Genomic DNA, 22,371 nt, shown 5'->3' on the forward strand with positions numbered 1-22,371 from the left:
ACTTCTGACCTCTTTTATTTTATATGAATTACGATTGGATATTCAAGCCGCTTCCTCCACAAGAGGTTGTAAGAAACCTAAGTGCTGAACTAAACATCAGCGAAGTATTAGCACAACTCTTAGCCCAGCGAGGTATCACTACTTTTGAAGAGGCACGACATTTTTTCCGCCCTTCAATAGATGACCTACACGACCCTTTCTTGATGAAAGATATGCAGAAGGCTGTAAGGCGGCTCAACAAAGCACTTGAAGAGGGAGAGGCAATACTCATCTACGGCGATTACGACGTGGACGGCACTTCGTCTGTAGCGCTGATGTATCGCTATTTATCACAGTTTACATCCGAATTATTTACTTATGTGCCCGACCGTTACACAGAGGGCTACGGTGTTTCCTTCGAAGGGATTGACTATGCTGTAGAGCACCATTGCAGCCTGATTATCACCTTAGATTGTGGTATCAAGGCTATTGATAAAGTGCTGTACGCTAAGGAGAAAGGTATTGACTGCATCATCTGCGATCACCACCGCCCCAGCGAGCAGGTGCCAGAGGCTGTGGCTATCCTCAACCCTAAGCAAGAGGACTGTCCCTATCCGTATAAAGAGCTCTGTGGCTGTGGTATAGGCTTTAAGTTTGCACAAGCACACAACGCATTCTTAGGGAAGCCTTTTGAAGAAATCAAACCACTATTGGAGTTGGTTGCTGTGGCAACTGCTGCGGATATCGTACCTGTAAACGGTGAAAATCGCGTGCTGATGTACTACGGAGTGGAAATCATTAACACACATCCTTCGGCAGGCATACGGGTGTTATTTCCTTTGGATAAATCAGTACACACCAGCGATGTTGTCTTTCAGGCAGCCCCTCGCATCAATGCTGCGGGACGCATAGAGCACGGTCGCCTTGCGGTGGCACTTCTCACCGAAAACAACTACGATGAAGCCCTTGCCAAAGTAAAGAAGATTGAGGCGCTAAACCAAGAGCGTAAAGCCTTAGACCACAGTATTGCTGAGGAAGCTCTTGAACAGATACGCCAGCGAGGTGAAGAAAACCACTACACTACCGTAGTGTATAACGAGGCGTGGCATAAGGGGGTCATAGGCATTGTAGCCTCGCGATTAATGGAAACTTACTACCGCCCTACCGTCGTATTTACCAAAAGCGGAGACAAATACGCTGCTTCAGCGCGCTCAGTGCGAGGCTTTGATATTTATGAAGCTTTAGAGCAATGCAGCACATATATAGAGCAATTTGGCGGACATACGTATGCTGCGGGGCTCACGCTGCTACCTGAGCAATACGAGCCTTTTAAAGCCGCCTTTGAGCAGATAGTAGCACAAAGCCTCCCTACTGAACTGCGCGCCCCTCAGCTGAAGATAGATGCCACCTTACCCATAGAAGAAATCACTGCTAAGAAATACGCCATTCTCAAGCAGTTTGAGCCTTTTGGCCCTGAGAATATGACCCCTGTGTTCTACGCAGGTAATGTGGTAGATACTGGTTATGCGCGTGCCATCGGCAATAAAGAAGAACACCTTAAGCTCACCGTAAAGGACAGAGATGGCAAGCAATACCTCCCTGCCGTAGGCTTCTCATTAGGGCATAAACTACCCCTTGTAAAGTCAGGAAGACCTTTTCAGATTGTCTATTCTATTGAAGAGAATCACTTTAACGGGCAAACCAGCCTACAACTACATATCCGCGACATACGCTAAGAGGCTTTACTATCCAAGAACTGCACCTCATACAGATTGCGGTAATAGCCGTTTTCTACCTTTAACAACTCAGTATGAGTGCCCATCTCCACAATCTTTCCTTTATCAAGCACAATAATCTTGCTTGCCTTCTTTACCGTAGTGAGGCGATGCGCAATGATGATCGAAGTGCGTCCTTGCGTCATTCGCTCAGTAGCCTCCTGAATCAACTTCTCAGAGTGCGAATCTACCGAAGAAGTAGCTTCGTCTAAGATGAGTATCTGTGGCTTATGCACATAAGCCCTTAGGAAGGCAATCAACTGGCGTTGCCCTGCTGAAAGCATCGTGCCGCGCTCTTTCACGTTGAAGTGATAGCCCTCTGGCAGACTCATCAGAAAGTCGTGTACCCCAATGCTCTTAGCTGCCTCAATCACCTCTTCCTCAGTGATGTTCGGGTCTTTAAGCGTGATGTTATTCAAGATACTATCGGCAAACAAGAACACATCTTGCAGTACGGTAGCGATATGCTTCCTCAGTGAAGAGAGCCTGAGTTCCTTAATATTCACACCGTCCACATAAATAGCTCCTGAACTAATATCGTAGAACCTATTGAGCAGGTTGGTAATTGTAGTCTTGCCTGCCCCTGTAGCCCCCACGATAGCAATAGTCTCGCCCTGTGTCACATCAAAGGTGACCCCGTGGAGAATCCCCTCACCCTTCACATACTCAAAATGAACATCCACAAAGCGGATATCTCCCTTCACCTCTGTAAGTTGGCGCGTGCCTTCAAGCTCCTCATCGGCCTCATCAGCCAAGATAGCAAACACGCGGTCAGAGGCAATAATCCCCATCTGCAAGGTGTTGAACTTATCGGCAATATGGCGCAACGGTCGGAAGAGCTGCTGGCTGAGCTGGATAAACAAGAATATATTCCCTAAGTCGTAAACACTTGTGCTGACGAGCTGATAACCACCGAACCACACAATCAGTGCAATGGTAATCGATACACACAAATCACCTATGGGAAAGAAGATTGAGTTGTACCAAATAGTCTTCAGCCACGCACGCTTATGCCGCTCATTGATCACTTTAAACTTCTCGAGTTCCTCTTTCTCCTGAGCGAAGAGCTGCACCAACTTAATGCCTGAAATACGCTCCTGCACAAAGGCATTGAGGTGCGCCACCTCCTTGCGCACTTCCACAAAAGCCGCATTCATAGCCCGTTGGAACCAGCGTGTAAAGTACAATATAAAAGGCATTGTGGCGTAACTGATCAGTGCTAATTTCCAGTCAATCACAAACATTACTACGGTAATAACCAACATCTTGAGCAGGTCGGAAGCCATCTCAAACAATCCCGAAGAGAATATCTCACCGATGCGCTCCATATCATTTACAGCACGGGTGACTAACACACCCACTGACGATTTATCGAAGTAGCGCATTTTAAAGCGCAACAAGTGGGCAAAGAGCTTTTCGCGAACGTCCCTAATGACGTTCTGTCCCAGCCAGTTAGAGTAATAAGAGAACAGGAACTGCATCAACACCTCTGCCACCAATAGTGCAACAAGCCCGTAGGTGATGCGCACCAAGCCCTCGTAGTCCTTAGGGGCGATGTATTTGTCCATCGCTATCTTAATCAGATAAGGCTGCCCCGTTGAGAACAACGACGACAGAATAGCAAAGAGCGCCACAGCAAAGAACACCCCTTGATAAGGCTTTACAAAGTGATATAACTGTTTAAAAGTATGTGATTTATTAACTTTATGGTCTGACATTCGATTCAATTGAGGGCGCAAAGATACGAAAAAAAGCCATAAAAAGGGCACTCTCAACCTTGAAAAATTACAAACCACTGAGAAATATAGGGTTTCTTTGCTCTATATAACCCACTATGGCTCCGTTCTGGTTCCGTCCTGAGTTCGTTCTGACTTCGATATGTGTTTTGTGTGTGTTCTATGTTTATTCGAGATCCATAGGAGATCCTGCGCAGAGCCGTTGAGGAAGGATGGAAGCGACCGCCGTTTGTGTATTATTTCTTTGTGGAATTCTTTGGCACATCGGAATAAATGTCGTACCTTTGCCGTCTGATAGTTACACGCTAAAAGCTATTGGCTATTCGCTGATTTATGAAATTCAATATCGTATCCGACTTTGCCCCTACGGGCGATCAACCTGAGGCTATTACGGAGCTTACGCGGGGCATCTTGCGTGGCGACCGCGACCAAGTGCTGCTCGGGGTTACGGGCTCTGGGAAGACCTTCACCATCGCCAACGTGATCCAAGAGGTGCAACGCCCTACCTTGGTGCTGGCGCATAACAAGACGCTCGCTGCGCAGCTGTACAATGAGTTCAAGCAGTTCTTCCCCAATAATGCGGTGGAGTACTTCGTTTCGTACTACGACTATTATCAGCCCGAGGCGTATATACCCTCCTCTGGGTTGTATATAGAGAAGGATCTCTCTATCAATGAGGAGATTGAAAAGTTGCGCCTCAGTACGGTGTCGGCACTGCTTTCGGGGCGGCGCGATGTGCTGGTAGTCTCCTCAGTGTCGTGTCTATACGGTATCGGTAACCCCATAGAGTTTCAGAAGAACGTCATCTCCATCGCTGAGGGCGATGTACTGCCACGTACCAAGCTGATGCATAGGCTTGTACAGAGTCTTTACGCACGCACTACTGCCGACTTTATGCACGGGAATTTCCGTGTAAAAGGCGATGTGCTGGACGTCTTCCCTGGGTATGCAGACAACGCTTTTCGCATTCATTTCTTCGGTGATGAGATAGAGCGTATTGAGAGCTTTGACCCTACTAACAACAAGGTTACTGACCACTTCGAGAAACTGAATATCTACCCTGCCAATATGTTTGTAACCTCGCCCGATGTACTGCAAAAGGCGATATGGAATATACAGCAAGACCTCGTAAAGCAGGTGGAATACTTTAACAATACAGGCAGAGCCCTTGAAGCCAAACGCCTTGAGGAGCGTACCAACTTCGATTTGGAGATGATACGCGAGCTGGGGTATTGCTCGGGTATTGAGAACTATTCGCGCTATTTAGACGGTAGGGAGGCAGGCACACGCCCTTTCTGCCTCATTGACTATTTCCCTGATGATTACTTGATGGTGATTGACGAGAGCCACGTAACCGTCTCGCAAGTACACGCGATGTATGGTGGCGACCGCAGTCGTAAGGAGAACTTGGTGGAATACGGGTTTCGGTTGCCAGCAGCGATGGATAATCGCCCGCTCAAGTTTGAGGAGTTTGAGGCGATGCAAAACCAAGTGATCTATGTGAGTGCTACCCCTGCTGACTTTGAACTCCAAAAGACGGGTGGGGTGTACGTAGAGCAGGTGATCCGCCCTACGGGTTTGTTAGACCCTGAGATAGAGGTGCGCCCCAGTCAGAATCAGATTGACGACCTCGTGGAAGAGATAGAGCAGCGTACGGAGAAGGACGAGCGGGTGCTGGTAACTACGCTCACCAAGCGTATGGCTGAGGAACTCACCAAATACCTGACGCGTATTGGGGTGCGCTGCCGTTATATACACAGCGATGTGGACACCTTGGAGCGTGTAGAGATAATGCAGGACTTGCGCAAGGGGCTTTTTGATGTGCTTATCGGGGTGAACCTCCTGCGCGAGGGATTGGACTTGCCAGAAGTGTCGTTAGTGGCGATTTTGGATGCTGACAAAGAGGGCTTTTTGCGTTCGCATAGGTCGCTGACGCAGACAGTGGGGCGTGCCGCTCGTAACATCAACGGGAAGGCGATAATGTACGCCGACAAGATCACTGACAGTATGCAACAGACCATTGACGAAACGAATTACAGACGGGAGAAGCAAATGAACTATAACAAGGCGCATAATATCACGCCGCAACCTTTGCACAAGCGTATTGAGAACACACTGAGCAAGAGCCCCATTACTGAGTTTTATTACGACAACAGTCTGCCAAAGGCTGCTGAGCCTTCGCCTGTGTATCTCTCAAAAGAGGAATTAGAAAAGCAAATTCGTGAGGCGCGCAAGGCGATGGAGGCAGCTGCTAAGGAATTGGACTTTGTAAAAGCCGCTCAATATCGCGATGAGCTCAAGAAGTTGGAAGCTGCAAGAGAATAGCCTTATGAAGCAGTTACTACAACATATCAATTCACCTGCGGATGTGCGCAAGCTCCCTGTGGAGGCGCTCCCTGCTTTGGCTGAGGAGCTGCGGGCGTACATCATAGAAGTGATGTCGGAGCGAGGTGGGCACCTTGGGGCAAGTCTCGGGGTGGTGGAGCTCACAGTGGCATTGCATTATGTTTTCAATACGCCTTCTGACCCGCTGATATGGGACGTGGGACATCAGTGTTACGCCCATAAGATACTCACGGGCAGGCGTGAGGCTTTTCGGAACATACGTCAGGAAGGAGGTATTAGTGGGTTCCCCAAGAGAGAAGAAAGCACTTACGACGTCTTTGGTACGGGGCATTCTTCGACCTCACTTTCTGTGACATTAGGAATGGCTATGGCAGCAGATTTGGCAGGTGATAAATCGCAGGTACATATTGCAGTGATTGGTGATGCTTCGATAGTGAGTGGAATGGCTTTTGAGGCGCTCAACTATGCAGGCACTACACAGGCGAATATGCTGATCGTGCTGAACGACAACGCTATGGCTATTGACCCTACTGTGGGGGCACTAGCTACTTACTTTTCGGGCTTGCGTGCGGGTGAGGAAGATACTTTCTTTGGGGATCTGAACATCACCTATAAGGGTAAGGTGGACGGGCACAACCTCCCTGCGCTGATTACGGCTTTAGAGGCAGAGAAGGACGGCAGTGGTGTACGCCTTCTGCACGTGATTACCACCAAAGGTAAAGGCTTAGCGCAGGCAGAACAACAGCAGAGCAAATACCACTCCACAGGAGCTTTTGACAAGGTGACGGGGTTGCCCTTTACTGAAAAGACTGCTCTCCCCGATAAATACCAAGACGTAGTAGGCAAGACACTTACGGAGCTCGCCCTTAACAACCCTCGCATTGTGGCAATTACCCCAGCAATGACCACAGGCAGTGGTTTACTCACGATGAAAGCACAGTTTCCCGATCGGGTGCTGGACGTAGGCATTGCCGAGCAACACGCTGTGACTTTTGCGGCAGGCTGGGCTGTAGCGGGATTCGTACCTTACTGTGTGGTGTATTCCACCTTTCTGCAACGCGCTTATGATCAACTTATTCACGATGTGGCGCTGCAAAATCTCCCTGTGGTATTCTGTATTGATAGGGCGGGCTTGGTGGAAGATGGCGCAACGCACCACGGTGTATTTGATATAGGTTTTCTACGTGTTGTGCCTAACCTCGTAATCGCCTCACCTCGCAATGCCACTGAGCTACGCAACTTGCTATACACCGCCCAAGAGGGACTCCCCTACCCTATTGCGATACGCTACCCACGCGGGCGTTGCCATCAGCAGGATTGGCAGCAGGCTTTTGAAAGCATCCCTATTGGGAAAGGAGTTGTACTGAAAGAGGGATCGGAGGTGGCTGTAATCAGCATTGGAACCACTTATGAACTGGCGCTTGAGCAGATCGCACAGGCAAAAGAGGCTGAGCGTTTTGGCTTGTTTGACATCCGCTTTCTCAAGCCTTTGGACGAGGATTTGCTACAACACATTTTCCAAAAATACAAGGTTATCATTACCATAGAAGAAGGCAGTGCAATAGGCGGTTTAGGTAGTGCTATCGCAGCATTTGCAGCAAAGGGCGGCTACACGAACACTTTGAAGATTGTAGGCTTGCCTGATAGGTTCGTGACCGAAGCAGAAGGACGCACTTCGCTACAGCAAGGCTTGGCAAGTGCTTTAAAGGAACTTTAAAGGTCTTTTTTATACATTTTTTAACTTATATACGTTGCTTCTCAGATTTTTTTGCGTACCTTTGCAGCCCGAAATATATCAGCACTACTTATGAAGATGAGGAACATTATCTACATTAGCTTATTTTTATGCAGTTGTTCTGCGATAGGGCAAATACGTAAAGCTAAGGAAGTTACCTACCCTGTAAAATCGGATACCATCACTGTGCAGGATGATCCAGAGGCTCTGAAATACACCTTCAAGCGCTTTAAGCAGCAGCAAGAGAAATGGTTCAAGTTCAACCAAGTAGGCTTGAATATGAGTGAGGTAACCTTCTCAAACTGGAGTGCAGGGGGTGAGAACTCTATTTCGGGTTTGATGAATGGACGCTTTCGCAGGCGTTATAATGAACGCACTTACTTCTGGGATAATGAACTGGAAATCAACTATGGTATCAATGCTCAGAAAGGGCGTGAGGTACGCAAGACCGACGATAAACTATCGTTAGTATCGGCGATTGGCTACCGTGGCAATTCGGAATCGTTTTGGTATTACACGGCACGCTATCAGTTTCTTTCACAAATAAGCAACGGGTATAATTACCCAGACACTGAAAAGGCGATCTCAAAGTTCTTTGCACCAGCATATATCACGTTTGGTTTGGGAGGAGAATATGCTCCTGATCCTGAGAAGACACATTTTAATATCTTCCTTTCGCCTATCACAGCAAAAACGACCTTAGTACTCGACAAGACGCTATCTGACGAAGGGGCTTTCGGAGTGGATAAGGGGAAGAAATCGCATACGGAACTGGGGTTTTCAATCAACGGACAATGGAATAAGAAGCTGATGGAGAACATCTTGTTTGACACGAGGTTTAGCTTCTACGGCGATTATCTCAAGAAGTTTGGTAATATAGATGTAGATTGGGAGGCGAACCTCAATCTGAAGGTGAATAGCTATGTGCAGGCTCGCGTAGGGGTACACATTAAGTACGACGACGACGTGAAGTTTTACTCATACAAAGATGCAGCAGGTGAGACACATACCTATGGAGCACGCACACAGTTTAAGCAAATATTAGGGATAGGCATTTTATATACTTTCTGATGTTTTTAGAGAATACAATCCATCATACGGGCGAGCATTTTGGCTGGATAGAGGTGATCTGTGGGTCAATGTTTTCGGGTAAGACCGAGGAGCTGATCCGCAGGCTGCGTCGTGCGCAATTTGCGAAACAAAAGGTTGAGATCTTTAAGCCGAGTTTCGATACGCGTTATGACGATACAAATATCGTTTCGCACAATGCTAACGAGATCCCTTCAACCCCTGTGGAAGCAGCTACCCAGATATTACTTTTGGCAGACGGCTGCGATGTGGTGGGCATCGACGAGGCGCAGTTCTTTGATGATGAGATTGTGAATGTGTGCAATGACCTCGCCAACCGCGGCGTACGGGTGATTGTGGCAGGCTTGGATATGGACTACAAAGGCAAGCCTTTTGGACCGATGCCTAACTTGATGGCTATCGCTGAGTATGTTACCAAGGTGCACGCAATATGCACTCACACGGGCAACTTAGCCCATTACAGCTATCGCAAAGTGGCAAATGACAGCCAGCGACTGCTCGGCGAGCAAGAGAGTTATGAACCGCTGAGTAGGGCTGCCTTCTATAAAGCGATGAAAGACAAAAGATAAACATTCTTCACAAATAAAAACAACTTTGCTACTGAGGTATAAAAAATAGTTACTCAGATGAAAATTTGTGTGGGCATAAAGCCGTACCTTTGCCGAGTTAATTTTTCTAAATTAAATAACGATGAAACGACTTTTAGAAATAGCTGGGGAGCGCAAGGGACTGCTCTTTGCCTCGTGTCTCTTAGCGGTAGTCCACACCTTGCTCACGCTGGTGCCTTACGTATTGGTGTTCTACATTCTGCAACAGATAACGCAAGCGGCACCTGACTTTACCGCCGTAAAGGACTATTTGGTGCAGGCCGTGTGGATTGTAGTGCTCAGTATGGTGTGCTTTCTGCTCTCGGGGGCACTCTCGCACATAGCTGCCTTCAACATTCTCTTTGGTTTGCGCAAACGCCTCACAGAGAAGATTGGGCGACTGCCAATGGGCTATCTGGGAGCGCGCAACTCGGGGGTATTTAAGAAAATACTCACGGACGATGTGGAGCGCATCGAGACTTTTATCGCTCACCAAATACCCGACTTCGTAAAGGCGATTGCCCTGCCATTGGTAACGCTCGTCTACCTCTTCACTGTCGATTGGAGATTGGCATTGGCAAGTCTTTTCCCATTGGTGCTTTTGGCTGTACTGCTCCCAGCGATGTTTGTAGGCGAAAATCGCACTCTTACCGAGAAGTACAATGCCTCGCTCGAAGAGATGAATGCGGGCATAGTGGAGTATGTACGGGCGATCCCTGTGATGAAGATATTCCAGCAGTCGGCAGAGAGCTTTGAGAAGTACGGGGCGAAGGTAAAGCGTTTTCACCACTTTGTCAGTGCGTGGATACGGCGCAGTTCGATGCCTTTTGCGGTCTTTATGAGCTTTTCGAGCAATGCCGTGCTGCCTGTGTTGGCGGTAGGCTTATACCTGTATTTCCACAACGGGCTTTCGCTATCTACGCTTATGCTATTTCTCATATTGGGTACGGGCTATGTGCGCCCCCTATTTGCGCTGAGCAATATGGCAATGCAACTGCAACTCATCAACCGTGGGGTGGCACAGATTGACGGTATCCTGAGTGAGGCAGAGCTGCCCAATAACAATACCATTGCCGCTCCAACCCGTTACGATGTGCGTTTTAAGGAGGTCAGTTTTGCTTATGATGGGGTGCATAAGGTGCTTTTTGATATTGATTTTGAGTGTGAGGAAGGAACGATAACCGCCTTGGTAGGACCTTCGGGGGCAGGGAAAAGCACGGTAGCTCAGCTCTTGTCGCGCTTTTGGGACGTGCAAGAGGGGGCTATTGAGATTGGGGGCGTAGATATACGTCAGTTCCCCATTGAGGAGTTGATGCAGCGGGTGTCGTTTGTGTTTCAGGACAGTTTTATGTTCCAGCAGTCGATGTATGAGAATATCCGTATGGGTATGGACAAGACGCGTGAGGAGATAGAGCGTGCGGCGCGACTGGCGCAAATCCACGAGCTGATAATGCGCCTACCCGAGGGCTACGATACGCCTTTTGGGGCTGAGGGAGTGCACCTGAGTGGCGGCGAGCAGCAGCGTTTTCAGTTGGCACGGGCAATTCTCAAAGATGCCCCTATATTGATATTGGACGAGGCGACGGCTTTTGCCGACCCTGAGAATGAGCACAAGATACAGCAGGCGATGCGCGAACTTATACGCCATAAAACGGTGCTTATCATTGCCCACCGCCTGAGCACTATCACCGATGCCGACCAGATTATCGTCTTTGACAAAGGTGAGATAAATGCCAAAGGAACACACGAACAGCTCTTGGCACAGTCGGAGCTTTACAAGAGGATGTGGGACTTTCAGGAGAGAGCTTTGAGCTTTGAGCTTTGAGCGAATAGAGTAGATCCAATGCTATTCGCTAACTCCTCATTTCTATTTTCCTAATTTCTAATTTTCTAAAAAAAACTATGTACAAGAATATCAAATATATATTATCATTAAATCCCAAGGAGGCACGCAAGACCGTGCTTTGGGAATTATTGCACAGTTGGCTCATAGCAGCCCCTGCGGGCTTTCTGTTGGTAGTGCTGTGGGAATTGTTTGCCCCTGCACCACGTATGTGGGTTATTTACAGTGTGCTCATCGGTATGGCAGTGCTATTGGTCACACAGCTTTTTGTAGCCTCACGCACGCTTATTAGCTCTAATCTATTGGTATACGACATTGCCACCAAAGTGCGCATTATGTTGGGCAATAAATTACAGCGTTTTTCATTAGGCTTTTTTAAGAAGCGCGACCCAGGTGAGATTGGCGGTGTGGTGCTGCAAGATGTAGGCTCTTTTGAGCATATTTTTGGTCATAGCTTTGGCAATATGTGTGCGGCAATTTTCGGTACGGTACTGCTCTCAGTCTTCTTGTTCTTCTGCAATTGGCAACTGACGCTCTGCCTCTTGGCTGCATTGCCCTTGGTGTATCCCGTGCTCAAAGCAGGCACTTACATTGTGGATAAGTTGCAACTCAGCCGAGGGCAAGTGCAGGCGCGCAATACCGCAGCGGCGAAGTTCTTAGAGTACGTGCAGGGGATACGCCACTTAAAGTCGTATGGCTATACGGGGGCAAACTATAAAGGGCTTATAGCGGCTTATGCTGATCTGAAGCGCAAGAGTATCCGCTTAGAGACCATTCCTGGGCCGAGTGTTACGCTTTCGTTTATCGTTTTGGAAATGGGCTTCTTGGCAATGCTCGCCTTAGGCATTTACTACCTGACGCACCACGAGATAACTGTGCCTGTGCTGCTTACTTTCCTCATCTTGGGCTATACGCTCTATAACCCTATCAAGGTGGTGCTGGTGGATTACCTGATGATTCGGTATATGAATGAGAGTATGCGCCGCGTGATTGATGTGCTTAATGAGCCTACGATGGAAAGTGAGAAAGACCTCTTCCCCACACACTACGACATCTCTTTTGAGAACGTCAGTTTTGGTTATTTAGATAAGCCGACAGTGCAGGGCCTGAACTTCACCGTGCCACAGCACTCAATGGTAGCCTTAGTAGGGCACTCGGGCTCAGGGAAGACTACCATAGCCTCTCTCATAGCACGCTTTTGGGACGTGAATAGCGGTGCAATACGCATCGGAGGGGTAGATGTGCGCGATATACGTCAGGAGCAGTTTTATGGGCTTATCAGTGAGGTATTTCAAGAGGTATATCTCTTTGACGATACGATCTACAACAATATCAAAGTCGGCAACCCTAAGGCTACTGAGGCAGAGATACTCGATGCAGCTGAGCGCGCACAGGTGCTTTCCTTTGCGTGGGATTTACCCGAAGGCTTACATACCCCTGTAGGCGAAGGGGGCAGTAAGCTCTCGGGCGGACAGAAGCAGCGTATCAGCATTGCTCGTGCCCTACTGAAAGATGCCCCTATAGTGCTCTTAGATGAAGCTACCGCAAGTCTTGACCCTGAGAATGAGGTATATATACAGCAAGCAATAATGGAACTTATCAAGGATAAGACCGTGGTGGTCATCGCCCATAAGCTGGCAACCATACGTGCAGCACAGCAGATACTCGTACTCGAAGAAGGTAAAATTGCCGAGCGCGGCACGCACCAAGAGCTAATGGCTCAGCAAGGTATCTACCACCGACTTTGGACTTTGCAACAGCAATCAGGAGGGTTTAAGGTGAAGTAACATCTTGCTATCCCATTTTATTTTTATACCTTTGCCCCCGAAATTATAAAAGGAAATCGTATGTTATTAGCAAAAGATATTATTGTAACGCAGGAGGCGATGGATAGCACCGATAGTTATGACTTGGTGATGAGCAATATTGACGTGGTCAATGGGCTTTTCAGTCGCTACCTCAATGAGGAGGAGATCTGCCGTGAGGCACTTTACAGCTATTATGTGGATTACTATCTGGCGCAGGTATACAATGGGGGGTTCTCGCAATTTGTGTATAACTGTCCGAATGTGACGGTCTTCAACCTTGTGGGTGAGGGTTTGGAGGCAATAGAGGCGTATAAGCATTTGGAGCTGTTTGCCGCTTTTAATAAGCTCCTTAGCGGGCTTACAGAGCAGGAGTTGCGCGATTTTCTATCTAATGATTACTTTGGTGAGAACCCTACACGCGATCGCCTTGATGTGCATAATGATGTCTTCTACGACTTGAATAACAAGAGTGAAAGCCTCATAGAGATGAATGCGCACTATCTGCGGCGTCATCCGCGTTTGGAGGTAGTGCCTGAAGCTGATTTGGAGGATAGGCTCGATGCTATAGCAGCGCAAATCACCGATTTGGAGGAGCGCAAAGCAGCTGCTGAAGCCAATGAGAAGGGATTTTACTTTACGCTTGAAGGGGAGGAATTATAATGTATAATGGATGAAAATAGTTTTATGAGATGGCTGCTTGCTATCTCATTTTATTTTTGTATCTTTGCGCTCTCAATTGAATAAAAGTATTATGGAATACCTTTTTAGTATCGATGCCTTAGTGGCTCTCTTGACCCTGACGTTCTTAGAAATCGTCTTGGGGATTGACAACGTGATATTTATCTCAATCGTTACAGGTAAGTTGCCCGAGCATCAGCGTAGGCGCGCCACACGCGTGGGGCTCTTCTTGGCGATGTTCTTGCGTATCGGCCTCTTGAGCTTTGTCTCGTACTTGGCACACCTCAAAGACCCGTGGCTATCGCTCGACTGGGGCTGGTTTAAGGCTGACTTTAATGGGCAGGCACTCATATTGCTCGCAGGGGGTATCTTCCTCTTGTATAAATCCACACACGAGATTCACGCCAAGGTAAACCACATAGAGCACATAACCGAGTCCGACAATCCACAGCAGCGGCAACACGCTTCCTTTGGGGCGATCATCGCACAGATACTGATGATAGACGTGATATTCTCGTTGGATAGTATCCTCACCGCCGTGGGTATGACCAACGGAATGGAGGGCTCGCTCTGCGTGATGATCATCGCCGTAGTGCTCTCAGTCGGGATAATGATGCTCTTTGCTAACCCTGTGGGCGACTTTGTGAATCGCAATCCTTCCATCCAGATATTGGCACTCTCGTTCCTGATACTCATAGGCTTTATGCTTATCACCGAGGCAATGCACCTCTCCGATGCAGTCCTCGCAGGGCAACACGTAGGGGCAGTGCCTAAGGGCTATCTCTACTTTGCGATCGCCTTCTCGCTGGGGGTAGAGTTCTTAAATATGCGTATGCGCAAAAAGGCAAAGTAAATGGATTTTAACGATATTATAGGTTACGAGAAAATCAAGGGCTACCTCACAGAGAGTGTAGACGCAGGGCGCATACCCCACGCACAGCTCTTTGCCGCCGCTGAGGGGCAGGGGGCATTGCCAATGGCCATTGCCTACGCTTCCTACTTATTGGGCAAGGATAAGCCACAGGCACAGTTGCAATTGAAGGGTTTGGCACACCCTGACCTACATTTTGCCTTCCCAACTTCCACCACCGATAAGGTGAAAAAAGACCCCGTAAGCAGTCTCTTTATGGAGGAGTGGCGGCAGTTCCTCAGCGAGCAGCCTTATGGCAGTGTCTTTGATTGGTTCTCATTCCTTGGGATAGAGAAAAAGCAGGCCAATATAGGGGTAGCAGAGGCGAAGGAGATCACCAGCAAGCTCGCCCTAAAATCCTTTGACGGGGGCTATAAGGTGATGATTATCTGGATGGCTGAAAAGATGAATAGTGAGTCGGCAAATAAGCTGCTCAAGCTCTTGGAAGAGCCACCAGAGAAGACCGTCTTCCTGCTCGTAGTAGAAGACGAGGCAGCCGTGCTCGATACCATACGCTCGCGCTGCCAAGTATTGCGTTTTCCACCGCTGGGAGAACAGGCCATCCGCGAGGCACTTATCGCCAGAGGGATAGAGGCTAACCAAGCGCATCGCATCGCTGTACGTGCGCAGGGCAATTACCATAAAGCGCTGCAACTCATCGACAATAAAGAGGGCGAGGAGGCTCTCTTTGAGCGGTGGTTTATCAGTTGGGTGCGCTCGGCATATCGCGCTAAGGGCAATAAGGCTGCCATACAAGGACTCTTGCAGTGGAGCGATGAGATTAACACATACGGGCGGGAGACACAAAAGCTCTTTTTGCTCTACTGCTCAGAAGTATTTCGGCAGGCACTCCTGCAGAACTACGCCACCGAAGGGCTCGTGTATATGCAGTTCGCCGATGCGAGTTTCGACCTCCGTAAGTTTGCCCCTTTTATCCACGGCAATAATATTGAGAGCATCCACAAGCTCATTGAGGAGGCTATCTTCCACGTTGAGCGCAATGGCAACGGCAAAGTGATCTTCACCGACCTTGCTATCAAACTTACACGATTAATACACACAAAACCATAGAAACAATGTCATTACAAGCAATTTCACCCATCGATGGGCGTTATGCAGCACAAACCGCTGCCTTAGTGCCTTATTTTTCAGAAGAAGCATTGATACGCTACCGCATACAGGTAGAAGTAGAGTACTTTATCGCCCTATGCGAGGCTCCGCTGCCTCAGCTCCAATCTTTTCCTAAGACGAATTACGTGGCATTGCGTGCTTTATATACAAACTTCAATACTGAGGAAGCCTTGAAGGTAAAAGAGATAGAAAAGACTACCAACCACGATGTGAAGGCAGTAGAATACTATCTCAAACAGGCTTTTGATACATTAGGATTAGAGAAATACAAGGAGTTTATCCACTTCGGACTCACTTCGCAAGATATTAACAACACGGCCATACCCCTCTCGCTCAAAGAAGCCGTACAGCAGGTGTATGAACCACAGTTACAAGAGCTTATCACCACACTCAAAGGCTATGTTAAGGAATGGAAAGATATACCCCTTTTGGCCCGCACTCACGGTCAGCCTGCTTCGCCTACGCGCTTAGGCAAGGAGTTTGAGGTGTTTGTAGTGCGCTTAGAGCAGCAATTGGGCTTACTCAGGTCAGTGCCTTTTGCCGCTAAGTTTGGAGGGGCTACGGGCAATTACAACGCCCATAAAGTAGCCTATCCCACTCGGGATTGGAAGGCGTTCGGCACCCACTTTGTAGAGGAAGTATTGGGGCTACATCACTCTTTCCCTACCACTCAAATAGAGCATTACGACCACTTGGCAGCCCTGTTTGATGGCCTAAAGCGCATCAATACCATACTCATAGACCTCAACAGAGACTTGTGGGGCTATATTTCTATGGAGTATTTTAAGCAGAAAATCAAAGCTGGGGAAGTAGGCTCATCGGCGATGCCTCACAAAGTAAATCCGATAGACTTTGAGAACTCAGAGGGTAACCTCGGCTTGGCCAACGCACTCTTTGAGCACCTTTCGGCAAAGCTGCCTGTATCGCGCTTGCAACGCGATCTTACCGATAGCACCGTCTTGCGCAACGTTGGGGTGCCCTTTGGGCATACGCTCATCGCCCTGAAATCAACCCTAAAAGGCTTGGGCAAGCTCTTGCTCAATGAGGGAACAATACGCGAGGATTTAGCGGCACATTGGGCAGTGGTAGCTGAGGCAATACAAACCATCTTGCGCCGCGAGGGCTATCCCAATCCTTATGAAGCTCTTAAAGGACTCACGCGCACCAATGCCGCCATCACACAAGAGACCATCGCGCACTTTATCGACACCCTTGAAGTATCTGAGGAGGTGAAAGCCGAACTCAAAGCCATTACCCCCGAGAATTATACGGGGGTGTAGGAAATAGTTTTAAGGAATAAAAAAGATCTCTACCAGCAATCTGATAGAGACCTTTTTAGTGGAGTCGGAGAGAATCGAACTCTCGTCCAAATAAGCAATCAAAATGCTTTCTACATACTTAGCTTCGGTTTGATTTTCGTCGCCCAGCTGACCCGCAGCCGCCCACTGAGCGCTTCAGTCCCTTAAAATCATGAGCTATTAGCAGGAACTACACTTCCAGCTCAATGTTGACTTTTATGGTGCCTCCTGATGAGCCGCCGTCAACAAGGGCTGCTCGGAGACATCTCGCTTCCTCACCCTGTGAGGACTTAGCCAGTAATCGTACTAAACTTCAGATTAGGCAGCAAGAGCGTAGTTATTCTCGCCATTTAAAAATTTTGAAATAGATTTTAACGAGCATTCATTTCACAGCTCGGTATGCTTACATTTCAATTACACTTACTGTCAAAACCAGTCGACCCCAGTTTGTCATTAAATGAATTTTGCGGCAAAGGTACAATATTTTTTTTATTTGCAAAAATTCAACAAAATTTTTAATCAAATATCAAGCGAAGCTATATCGAACTTTCAACACTAAACAAGAAGAAATTAACTATTTTAAGACACTTATCAACAATTTTAACATTTTTATTAACATTGAAAATCAATTGTTTATAAAATTGTTGATAACTTATTAATAACTTTTTGCATTAAGTATTGATTTTTTGTTTATCTTTGCTACCTAAATCATTGTTGCAGTTAAAATTATTATAGCTAAAAATCAACTGCTTTGATTAAAATATTAAAACATTTGGATGAAAATTTAACTAATTACGAGCGATTACTAAAAAGATGAAACATAAAAAATATTTCGTAGGATTGGACATCGGGACTACCAAAATAGTCGCTATGGTAGGTACGAAAAACGAATACGGTAAAATTCAGATCTTAGGCTATGGACAGGCTAAAAGTGAGGGCATTAATAAGGGCGTTGTGAACAACATCGCTAAGACTACCCAATCCATAATGGATGCTATCCAAGATGCCAAAGAAAAAACAGGGTTAGATATTGAAAATGTTGTGGTTGGGATCGCTGGTCAGCATATTCTAAGCCGCTCACATAGTGATTATATCACCCGTACAGATGCTGAGAAACTCATTGATTTTGAAGACTTAGAACGCCTTAAAGAGCAAGTATTCTCTATCGCGCTCTCCCCAGGGCAGAAAATTATTCACGCCCTTCCACAAGATTACAAAGTGGATAATGTAGGCGACATCAAAGAGCCTATCGGTATGATGGGAGGAAGGTTAGACGCCACTTTCCACTTAGTCATCGGGCAAGTAAGTTCTATCAAAGGGATTTCTCGCTGTGTAGAACTCGCCAACCTCAAATCAACAGGACTTACCCTTGAACCCATCGCCTCAGCCAATTCAGTACTCAGCGAAGAGGAAAAAGATGCTGGTGTAGTGCTTGTAGATATAGGAGGTGGCACAACTGATGTGGCGATCTTTAAAGATGGTATCATTCGTCATACAGCTGTAATCCCAATGGGAGGCAACATCATCACTGATGACATCAAGGACGGCTGTGGGATCCTTACCCGTCAAGCTGAAATGCTCAAAGTAGAATTCGGCTCAGCTTGGCCTGGTGAGAACCGTGATAATGAGATCGTTTCTATCCCAGGTATTAAAGGCAAAGAACCTAAAGAAATTACCCTTAAAAATCTCTCGAAGATTATCCACGCGCGTGTAAGCGAAATTATTAACTTAGTATTCAACGTTATCAAAAACTACGGACACGAAGAAACTAAGAAAAAACTCTTCGCTGGCATTGTGCTCACTGGAGGTGGAAGTCAGCTAAAACACATCGTTCAACTTGTGGAATACATCACAGGTATGGACACTCGTATAGGTTATCCTGACGAACACTTAGCCAGCAACTCCGATCCTAAGATTATATCTCCTATCTATGCAACATCCATAGGGCTGGTGATGAGTGCTATTGAAAATGACGCTGAAGAGCAATTCAGACAACGCTTGGAGGCACTTAAGGCACAAGAAGAAAACGAATACAAATACACCTCCGAGTCCATCGGGACCTCCTCAGAGTCTTCCTTTAGCACAGAAACTGAGCCTATTAATGTGATAACTCATAACGAGGTGGAGGAAGATGACATAGAGGATAATACAAAAGCAAGCAAATCCTTCTGGGAACGAATTAATAAAACAATTAAAGACTTTTTAGACAGCGATGATTAGTACTAATGTAGAACAAATAATTATGATATTAAATTGATATGAGCCAAGACATTCTATTTGATTTGCCAAAGAATAACAGTAATTATATTAAAGTTATTGGCGTAGGAGGCGGAGGGTGCAACGCCGTAAATTTTATGCACAACGAAGGTATCAAAGGGGTGGATTATGTGGTATGTAATACCGATGCCCAAGCCCTTGAAAATAGCCCCGTAGCTAACAAAATCCAGTTGGGAATCACTATCACTGAAGGATTAGGTGCTGGAGCAAACCCTGAGATAGGCGAGAAAGCTGCTCTTGAAAGCTTAGAGGATATCCGTAAAGCCTTAGAGGGGAATACCCAGATGGTATTTATCACTGCTGGTATGGGAGGGGGCACTGGTACAGGTGCCGTTCCTGTAATTGCAAAGCAAGCTAAGGAAATGGGAATACTCACCGTGGCTATCGTCACTTCACCTTTTATGTATGAAGGTTTGAAACGTAGCCGTCAAGCACAAGCAGGGATTAAGAAGCTCCGTGATAGTGTGGACTCCCTTATTGTAATCAATAACAATAAGCTCACCGAAATCTACGGGGACTTAGGTATTAAGGAAAGTTATGCCAAAGCTGATGAGATTCTACTTAAAGGCGCTAAAGGAATGGCTGAGGTAATCAGTAAGCACTATATTATGAATATAGACTTACGCGACGCCCGCACTGTACTCGAAAACGGTGGTACCGCCATTATGGGTTCTGCTATAGCCGACGGTGAAAACCGTGCTTATGATGCCGTAGCCGCAGCGCTCAACTCACCTTTATTAAATGACAATAAAATAACAGGTGCTAAAAACGCGTTGCTGTTAGTCGTTTTTGGGGACAAGCAGGCTACGCCTCGTGAGTTAGAGGAAATCAGTAACTTCATTCAAGAGCAAGCAGGTGAAAATATGGCTGACCTCATTATGGGGGTTGGTGAAGATGACACCTTAGGTGATGCCCTTTCAGTAACCGTAGTTGCTACAGGCTTTGATGCTGACCAACAACAGGAGATTGTAAATGCTGAGACCAAAAAGGTAATCTATACACTTGATGAAAACCAAACAGTAACTCACGACCTTACAGAGCGACGTGGAGCGGTAGTAAACCCTTTAGCCAATACGCAGGAAAACTACCCAATTCCTGCAGTTCCAGAGATAAAAAAGGAGCAATCTTTATCAGACTTATTCAACATTTGGGTAGATTGCGAGGTGATTTCTTCAGAAGATGAAACCTTTGTGATAGTTGAAAAACCTCAACCTAAGGCAGCCCCTCATCATAATACAGAGAGAAAGCAAGAAGTAAAAGCATCTCCTATGATTAAGCACCAGCAGCATAAAGAAGAGACGTATGAAGCTCCTATAGTTCATCAGTTGCAAGAGGTAGGTCACAATTCAATGGGAGGCTATAGAGACCGTAGAGAGAGTGCTCCTACTATCAATGAGAAGGGTGAGGTACGATATACCTTAGAGGATTATACTGAGCTTGAACAGGCCTTTAGAGATGCTAAACCTAACGAATACACCTCTGAGAAATCATCTAATGAGTTTATTCTCTATAAAAAGGAAGACTCAAACCACACCCTCAACACACCTGTGCAAATGCGTATGTTCGATGATGAGGATGATGCCTCATTAGACCCTATCAATGGGAAAATATCGGATGTAATGACAAAACGCTCAAGTCGCTTGCAGGACTATAACTACAAATTTGGTAGTGGTAATCAGTCGCGTACTAGTGTGGGTAAAGATAGTTCGGGGGAGTTTCAGATAAGAAAGAACAACTCTTATTTGCACGATAATGTTGATTAAAGAAACTCTTATTTAAAAATTTGACATAGCAAATGCGGGAAGCTCATCTGAGCTTCCCGCATTTTTTACGTGTATTTTACACCTTAATATATTATATATACTAAATCACTTCTACTACAAAGTAGTTCTTCTTTCCTCTTTGCAGGAGGATAAACTTATCATTGATAAGATCTGCTGGGGTTACTGTATAGTCCTCAGCTACCTTCTCTTTATTGATGGCTATAGAATTTTCCTTTAAGGCACGACGTGCCTCAGAGTTTGAACTGATAAAACCTGTCTTGACTGAGAGAATAGCTATCATATCTAAGCCTATCTGTAGATCAGCTCTACCTATTTGTGCTTGGGGCACTCCGTCAAATACTTCTAAGAAGGTTTTAGCATCTAAGGTTTTGAGGCTTGCTGAAGAGGCATTTCCAAAGAGGATTTGTGAGGCTTGTTGTGCCTTTTCTAACTCTTCTTTACCGTGTACCAAAAGGGTGAGTTCTTCAGCGAGTTTACTTTGGAGTATACGCAGATGAGGTGCTTCATTGTGCTGAGCAATAAGGTTTTCTATGGTTTCCTTAGAGAGCATTGTGAAGATTTTAATATAGCGTTTAGCATCGTCGTCGGAGGTGTTGATCCAGTATTGGTAGAACTTGTACGGCGAGGTCTTCTCGGGGTCTAACCATACGTTGCCCCCTTCTGACTTGCCAAACTTAGTTCCGTCGGCTTTGGTGATCAGCGGACAGGTGAGGGCATAGGCTTTACCTCCTAAGATACGACGAATCATCTCAGCTCCTGTGGTGATATTTCCCCATTGATCAGAGCCACCCATTTGCAGGGTTAATCCCTTTTCTTGGTAAAGATGGAGGTAATCATAGCCCTGAATGAGCTGGTATGAGAACTCCGTGAAGGACATTCCATCGGTATTTTCATTGGGGTCGAAGCGCTTCTTGACTGAATCCTTAGCCATCATATAGTTGACTGTAATGTGCTTACCCACATCACGGATAAAGGACAGGAAGGAGAAGTTCTTCATCCAGTCGTAGTTATTGACCAGTTCAGCGCGGTTGGGCTCATTACTTTCGAAGTCGAGAAACCTGGCGAGCTGTTTTTTTATACCTGCGATGTTATGTGCTAATACTTGTTCTGTGAGGAGGTTGCGCTCAACGGACTTGCCTGAAGGGTCGCCAATCATACCTGTGGCACCTCCGATAAGGGCGTAGGGCTTGTGGCCACAGTTTTGGAAATGGCGGAGCATCATCACGCCTACCAAGTGCCCTATATGCAGGGAGTCGGCAGTAGGGTCAATGCCTACATAAGCGGAGCGGAGCCCCTCTAAAAGATGTTGCTCTGTATCAGGCATTATATCCTGAATCATTCCTCTCCAACGTAGTTCTTCGATAAAGTTCTTCATTTTGATTTTCGTACTTTGTT

At 46.6% G+C, this 22,371-nt stretch carries 15 protein-coding genes and 1 other RNA gene; 13 read left to right on the forward strand and 3 right to left on the reverse strand.

What is annotated here, in order from left to right; translation table 11 throughout:
* Window positions 1-23: 23 nt before the first annotated feature.
* Entirely contained in the window at window positions 24-1,715 is a 1,692-nt protein-coding gene (recJ, locus tag AXF12_RS10045) for a single-stranded-DNA-specific exonuclease RecJ (RefSeq protein WP_066430765.1), read from the forward strand.
* Here the strand turns inward: recJ and AXF12_RS10050 are convergent.
* Window positions 1,712-3,472 carry an ABC transporter ATP-binding protein gene (locus AXF12_RS10050; RefSeq protein ID WP_066430766.1) on the reverse strand — a complete coding sequence of 587 codons (1,761 nt, stop codon included), beginning with the start codon at window positions 3,470-3,472 and terminating at the stop codon, window positions 1,712-1,714. The two genes, recJ and AXF12_RS10050, sit on opposite strands and share 4 nt — an antisense overlap.
* A 351-nt stretch (window positions 3,473-3,823) precedes the next feature.
* Between AXF12_RS10050 and uvrB the strand changes: the two genes are divergently transcribed.
* The 10 genes from uvrB to purB all read left to right on the forward strand — a co-directional run bounded on the left by uvrB (window position 3,824) and on the right by purB (window position 16,897).
* Window positions 3,824-5,815, forward strand: a complete 1,992-nt coding sequence (uvrB, locus tag AXF12_RS10055) for an excinuclease ABC subunit UvrB (RefSeq protein WP_066430768.1) — start codon at window positions 3,824-3,826, stop codon at window positions 5,813-5,815.
* A 4-nt stretch (window positions 5,816-5,819) separates the two neighbouring features.
* Window positions 5,820-7,553: a 1-deoxy-D-xylulose-5-phosphate synthase gene (locus AXF12_RS10060; protein ID WP_066431984.1), complete on the forward strand. Its 1,734-nt coding sequence runs from the start codon at window positions 5,820-5,822 to the stop codon at window positions 7,551-7,553.
* Window positions 7,554-7,649: 96 nt separating this feature from the next.
* The gene (locus tag AXF12_RS10065) at window positions 7,650-8,642 is read left to right on the forward strand and encodes a DUF3078 domain-containing protein (RefSeq protein ID WP_066431986.1); all 993 of its coding nucleotides are present in this window, start codon (window positions 7,650-7,652) and stop codon (window positions 8,640-8,642) included.
* Window positions 8,642-9,229, forward strand: coding sequence for a thymidine kinase (locus AXF12_RS10070; RefSeq protein ID WP_066430775.1), 588 nt, complete (start codon window positions 8,642-8,644; stop codon window positions 9,227-9,229). Before AXF12_RS10065 ends, AXF12_RS10070 begins: the two co-directional genes overlap by 1 nt.
* A gap of 121 nt (window positions 9,230-9,350) precedes the next feature.
* Window positions 9,351-11,072, forward strand: a complete 1,722-nt coding sequence (locus tag AXF12_RS10075) for an ABC transporter ATP-binding protein (protein ID WP_066430780.1) — start codon at window positions 9,351-9,353, stop codon at window positions 11,070-11,072.
* Between the two features lie 77 nt (window positions 11,073-11,149).
* Entirely contained in the window at window positions 11,150-12,877 is a 1,728-nt protein-coding gene (locus AXF12_RS10080; protein WP_066430781.1) for an ABC transporter ATP-binding protein, read from the forward strand.
* A gap of 60 nt (window positions 12,878-12,937) precedes the next feature.
* Window positions 12,938-13,558, forward strand: a complete 621-nt coding sequence (locus AXF12_RS10085) for a DMP19 family protein (protein ID WP_066430782.1) — start codon at window positions 12,938-12,940, stop codon at window positions 13,556-13,558.
* A 91-nt stretch (window positions 13,559-13,649) separates the two neighbouring features.
* Window positions 13,650-14,429, forward strand: a complete 780-nt coding sequence (locus AXF12_RS10090; protein ID WP_066430784.1) for a TerC family protein — start codon at window positions 13,650-13,652, stop codon at window positions 14,427-14,429.
* Window positions 14,430-15,557, forward strand: a complete 1,128-nt coding sequence (locus AXF12_RS10095; protein ID WP_066430785.1) for a DNA polymerase III subunit — start codon at window positions 14,430-14,432, stop codon at window positions 15,555-15,557.
* Between the two features lie 5 nt (window positions 15,558-15,562).
* Window positions 15,563-16,897, forward strand: coding sequence for an adenylosuccinate lyase (gene purB / locus AXF12_RS10100; protein ID WP_066430787.1), 1,335 nt, complete (start codon window positions 15,563-15,565; stop codon window positions 16,895-16,897).
* Between the two features lie 56 nt (window positions 16,898-16,953).
* On the opposite strand, the gene ssrA is transcribed toward purB, so the two are convergent.
* Window positions 16,954-17,359: a transfer-messenger RNA gene (gene ssrA, locus AXF12_RS10105) on the reverse strand.
* A gap of 369 nt (window positions 17,360-17,728) precedes the next feature.
* On the opposite strand from ssrA, the gene ftsA reads away from it, so the two are divergent.
* Together ftsA and ftsZ are read left to right on the forward strand one after the other, a co-directional pair.
* Window positions 17,729-19,135, forward strand: a complete 1,407-nt coding sequence (gene ftsA / locus AXF12_RS10110) for a cell division protein FtsA (RefSeq protein ID WP_066430788.1) — start codon at window positions 17,729-17,731, stop codon at window positions 19,133-19,135.
* Window positions 19,136-19,173: 38 nt separating this feature from the next.
* Entirely contained in the window at window positions 19,174-20,955 is a 1,782-nt protein-coding gene (ftsZ, locus tag AXF12_RS10115) for a cell division protein FtsZ (protein ID WP_066430790.1), read from the forward strand.
* 100 nt (window positions 20,956-21,055) lie between these two features.
* On the opposite strand, the gene tyrS is transcribed toward ftsZ, so the two are convergent.
* The gene (gene tyrS / locus AXF12_RS10120) at window positions 21,056-22,351 is read right to left on the reverse strand and encodes a tyrosine--tRNA ligase (protein ID WP_066430792.1); all 1,296 of its coding nucleotides are present in this window, start codon (window positions 22,349-22,351) and stop codon (window positions 21,056-21,058) included.
* Window positions 22,352-22,371 lie beyond the last annotated feature (20 nt).

The sequence above is a fragment of the Capnocytophaga haemolytica genome, assembly GCF_001553545.1.
In the GTDB taxonomy this organism is placed as follows: domain Bacteria; phylum Bacteroidota; class Bacteroidia; order Flavobacteriales; family Flavobacteriaceae; genus Capnocytophaga; species Capnocytophaga haemolytica.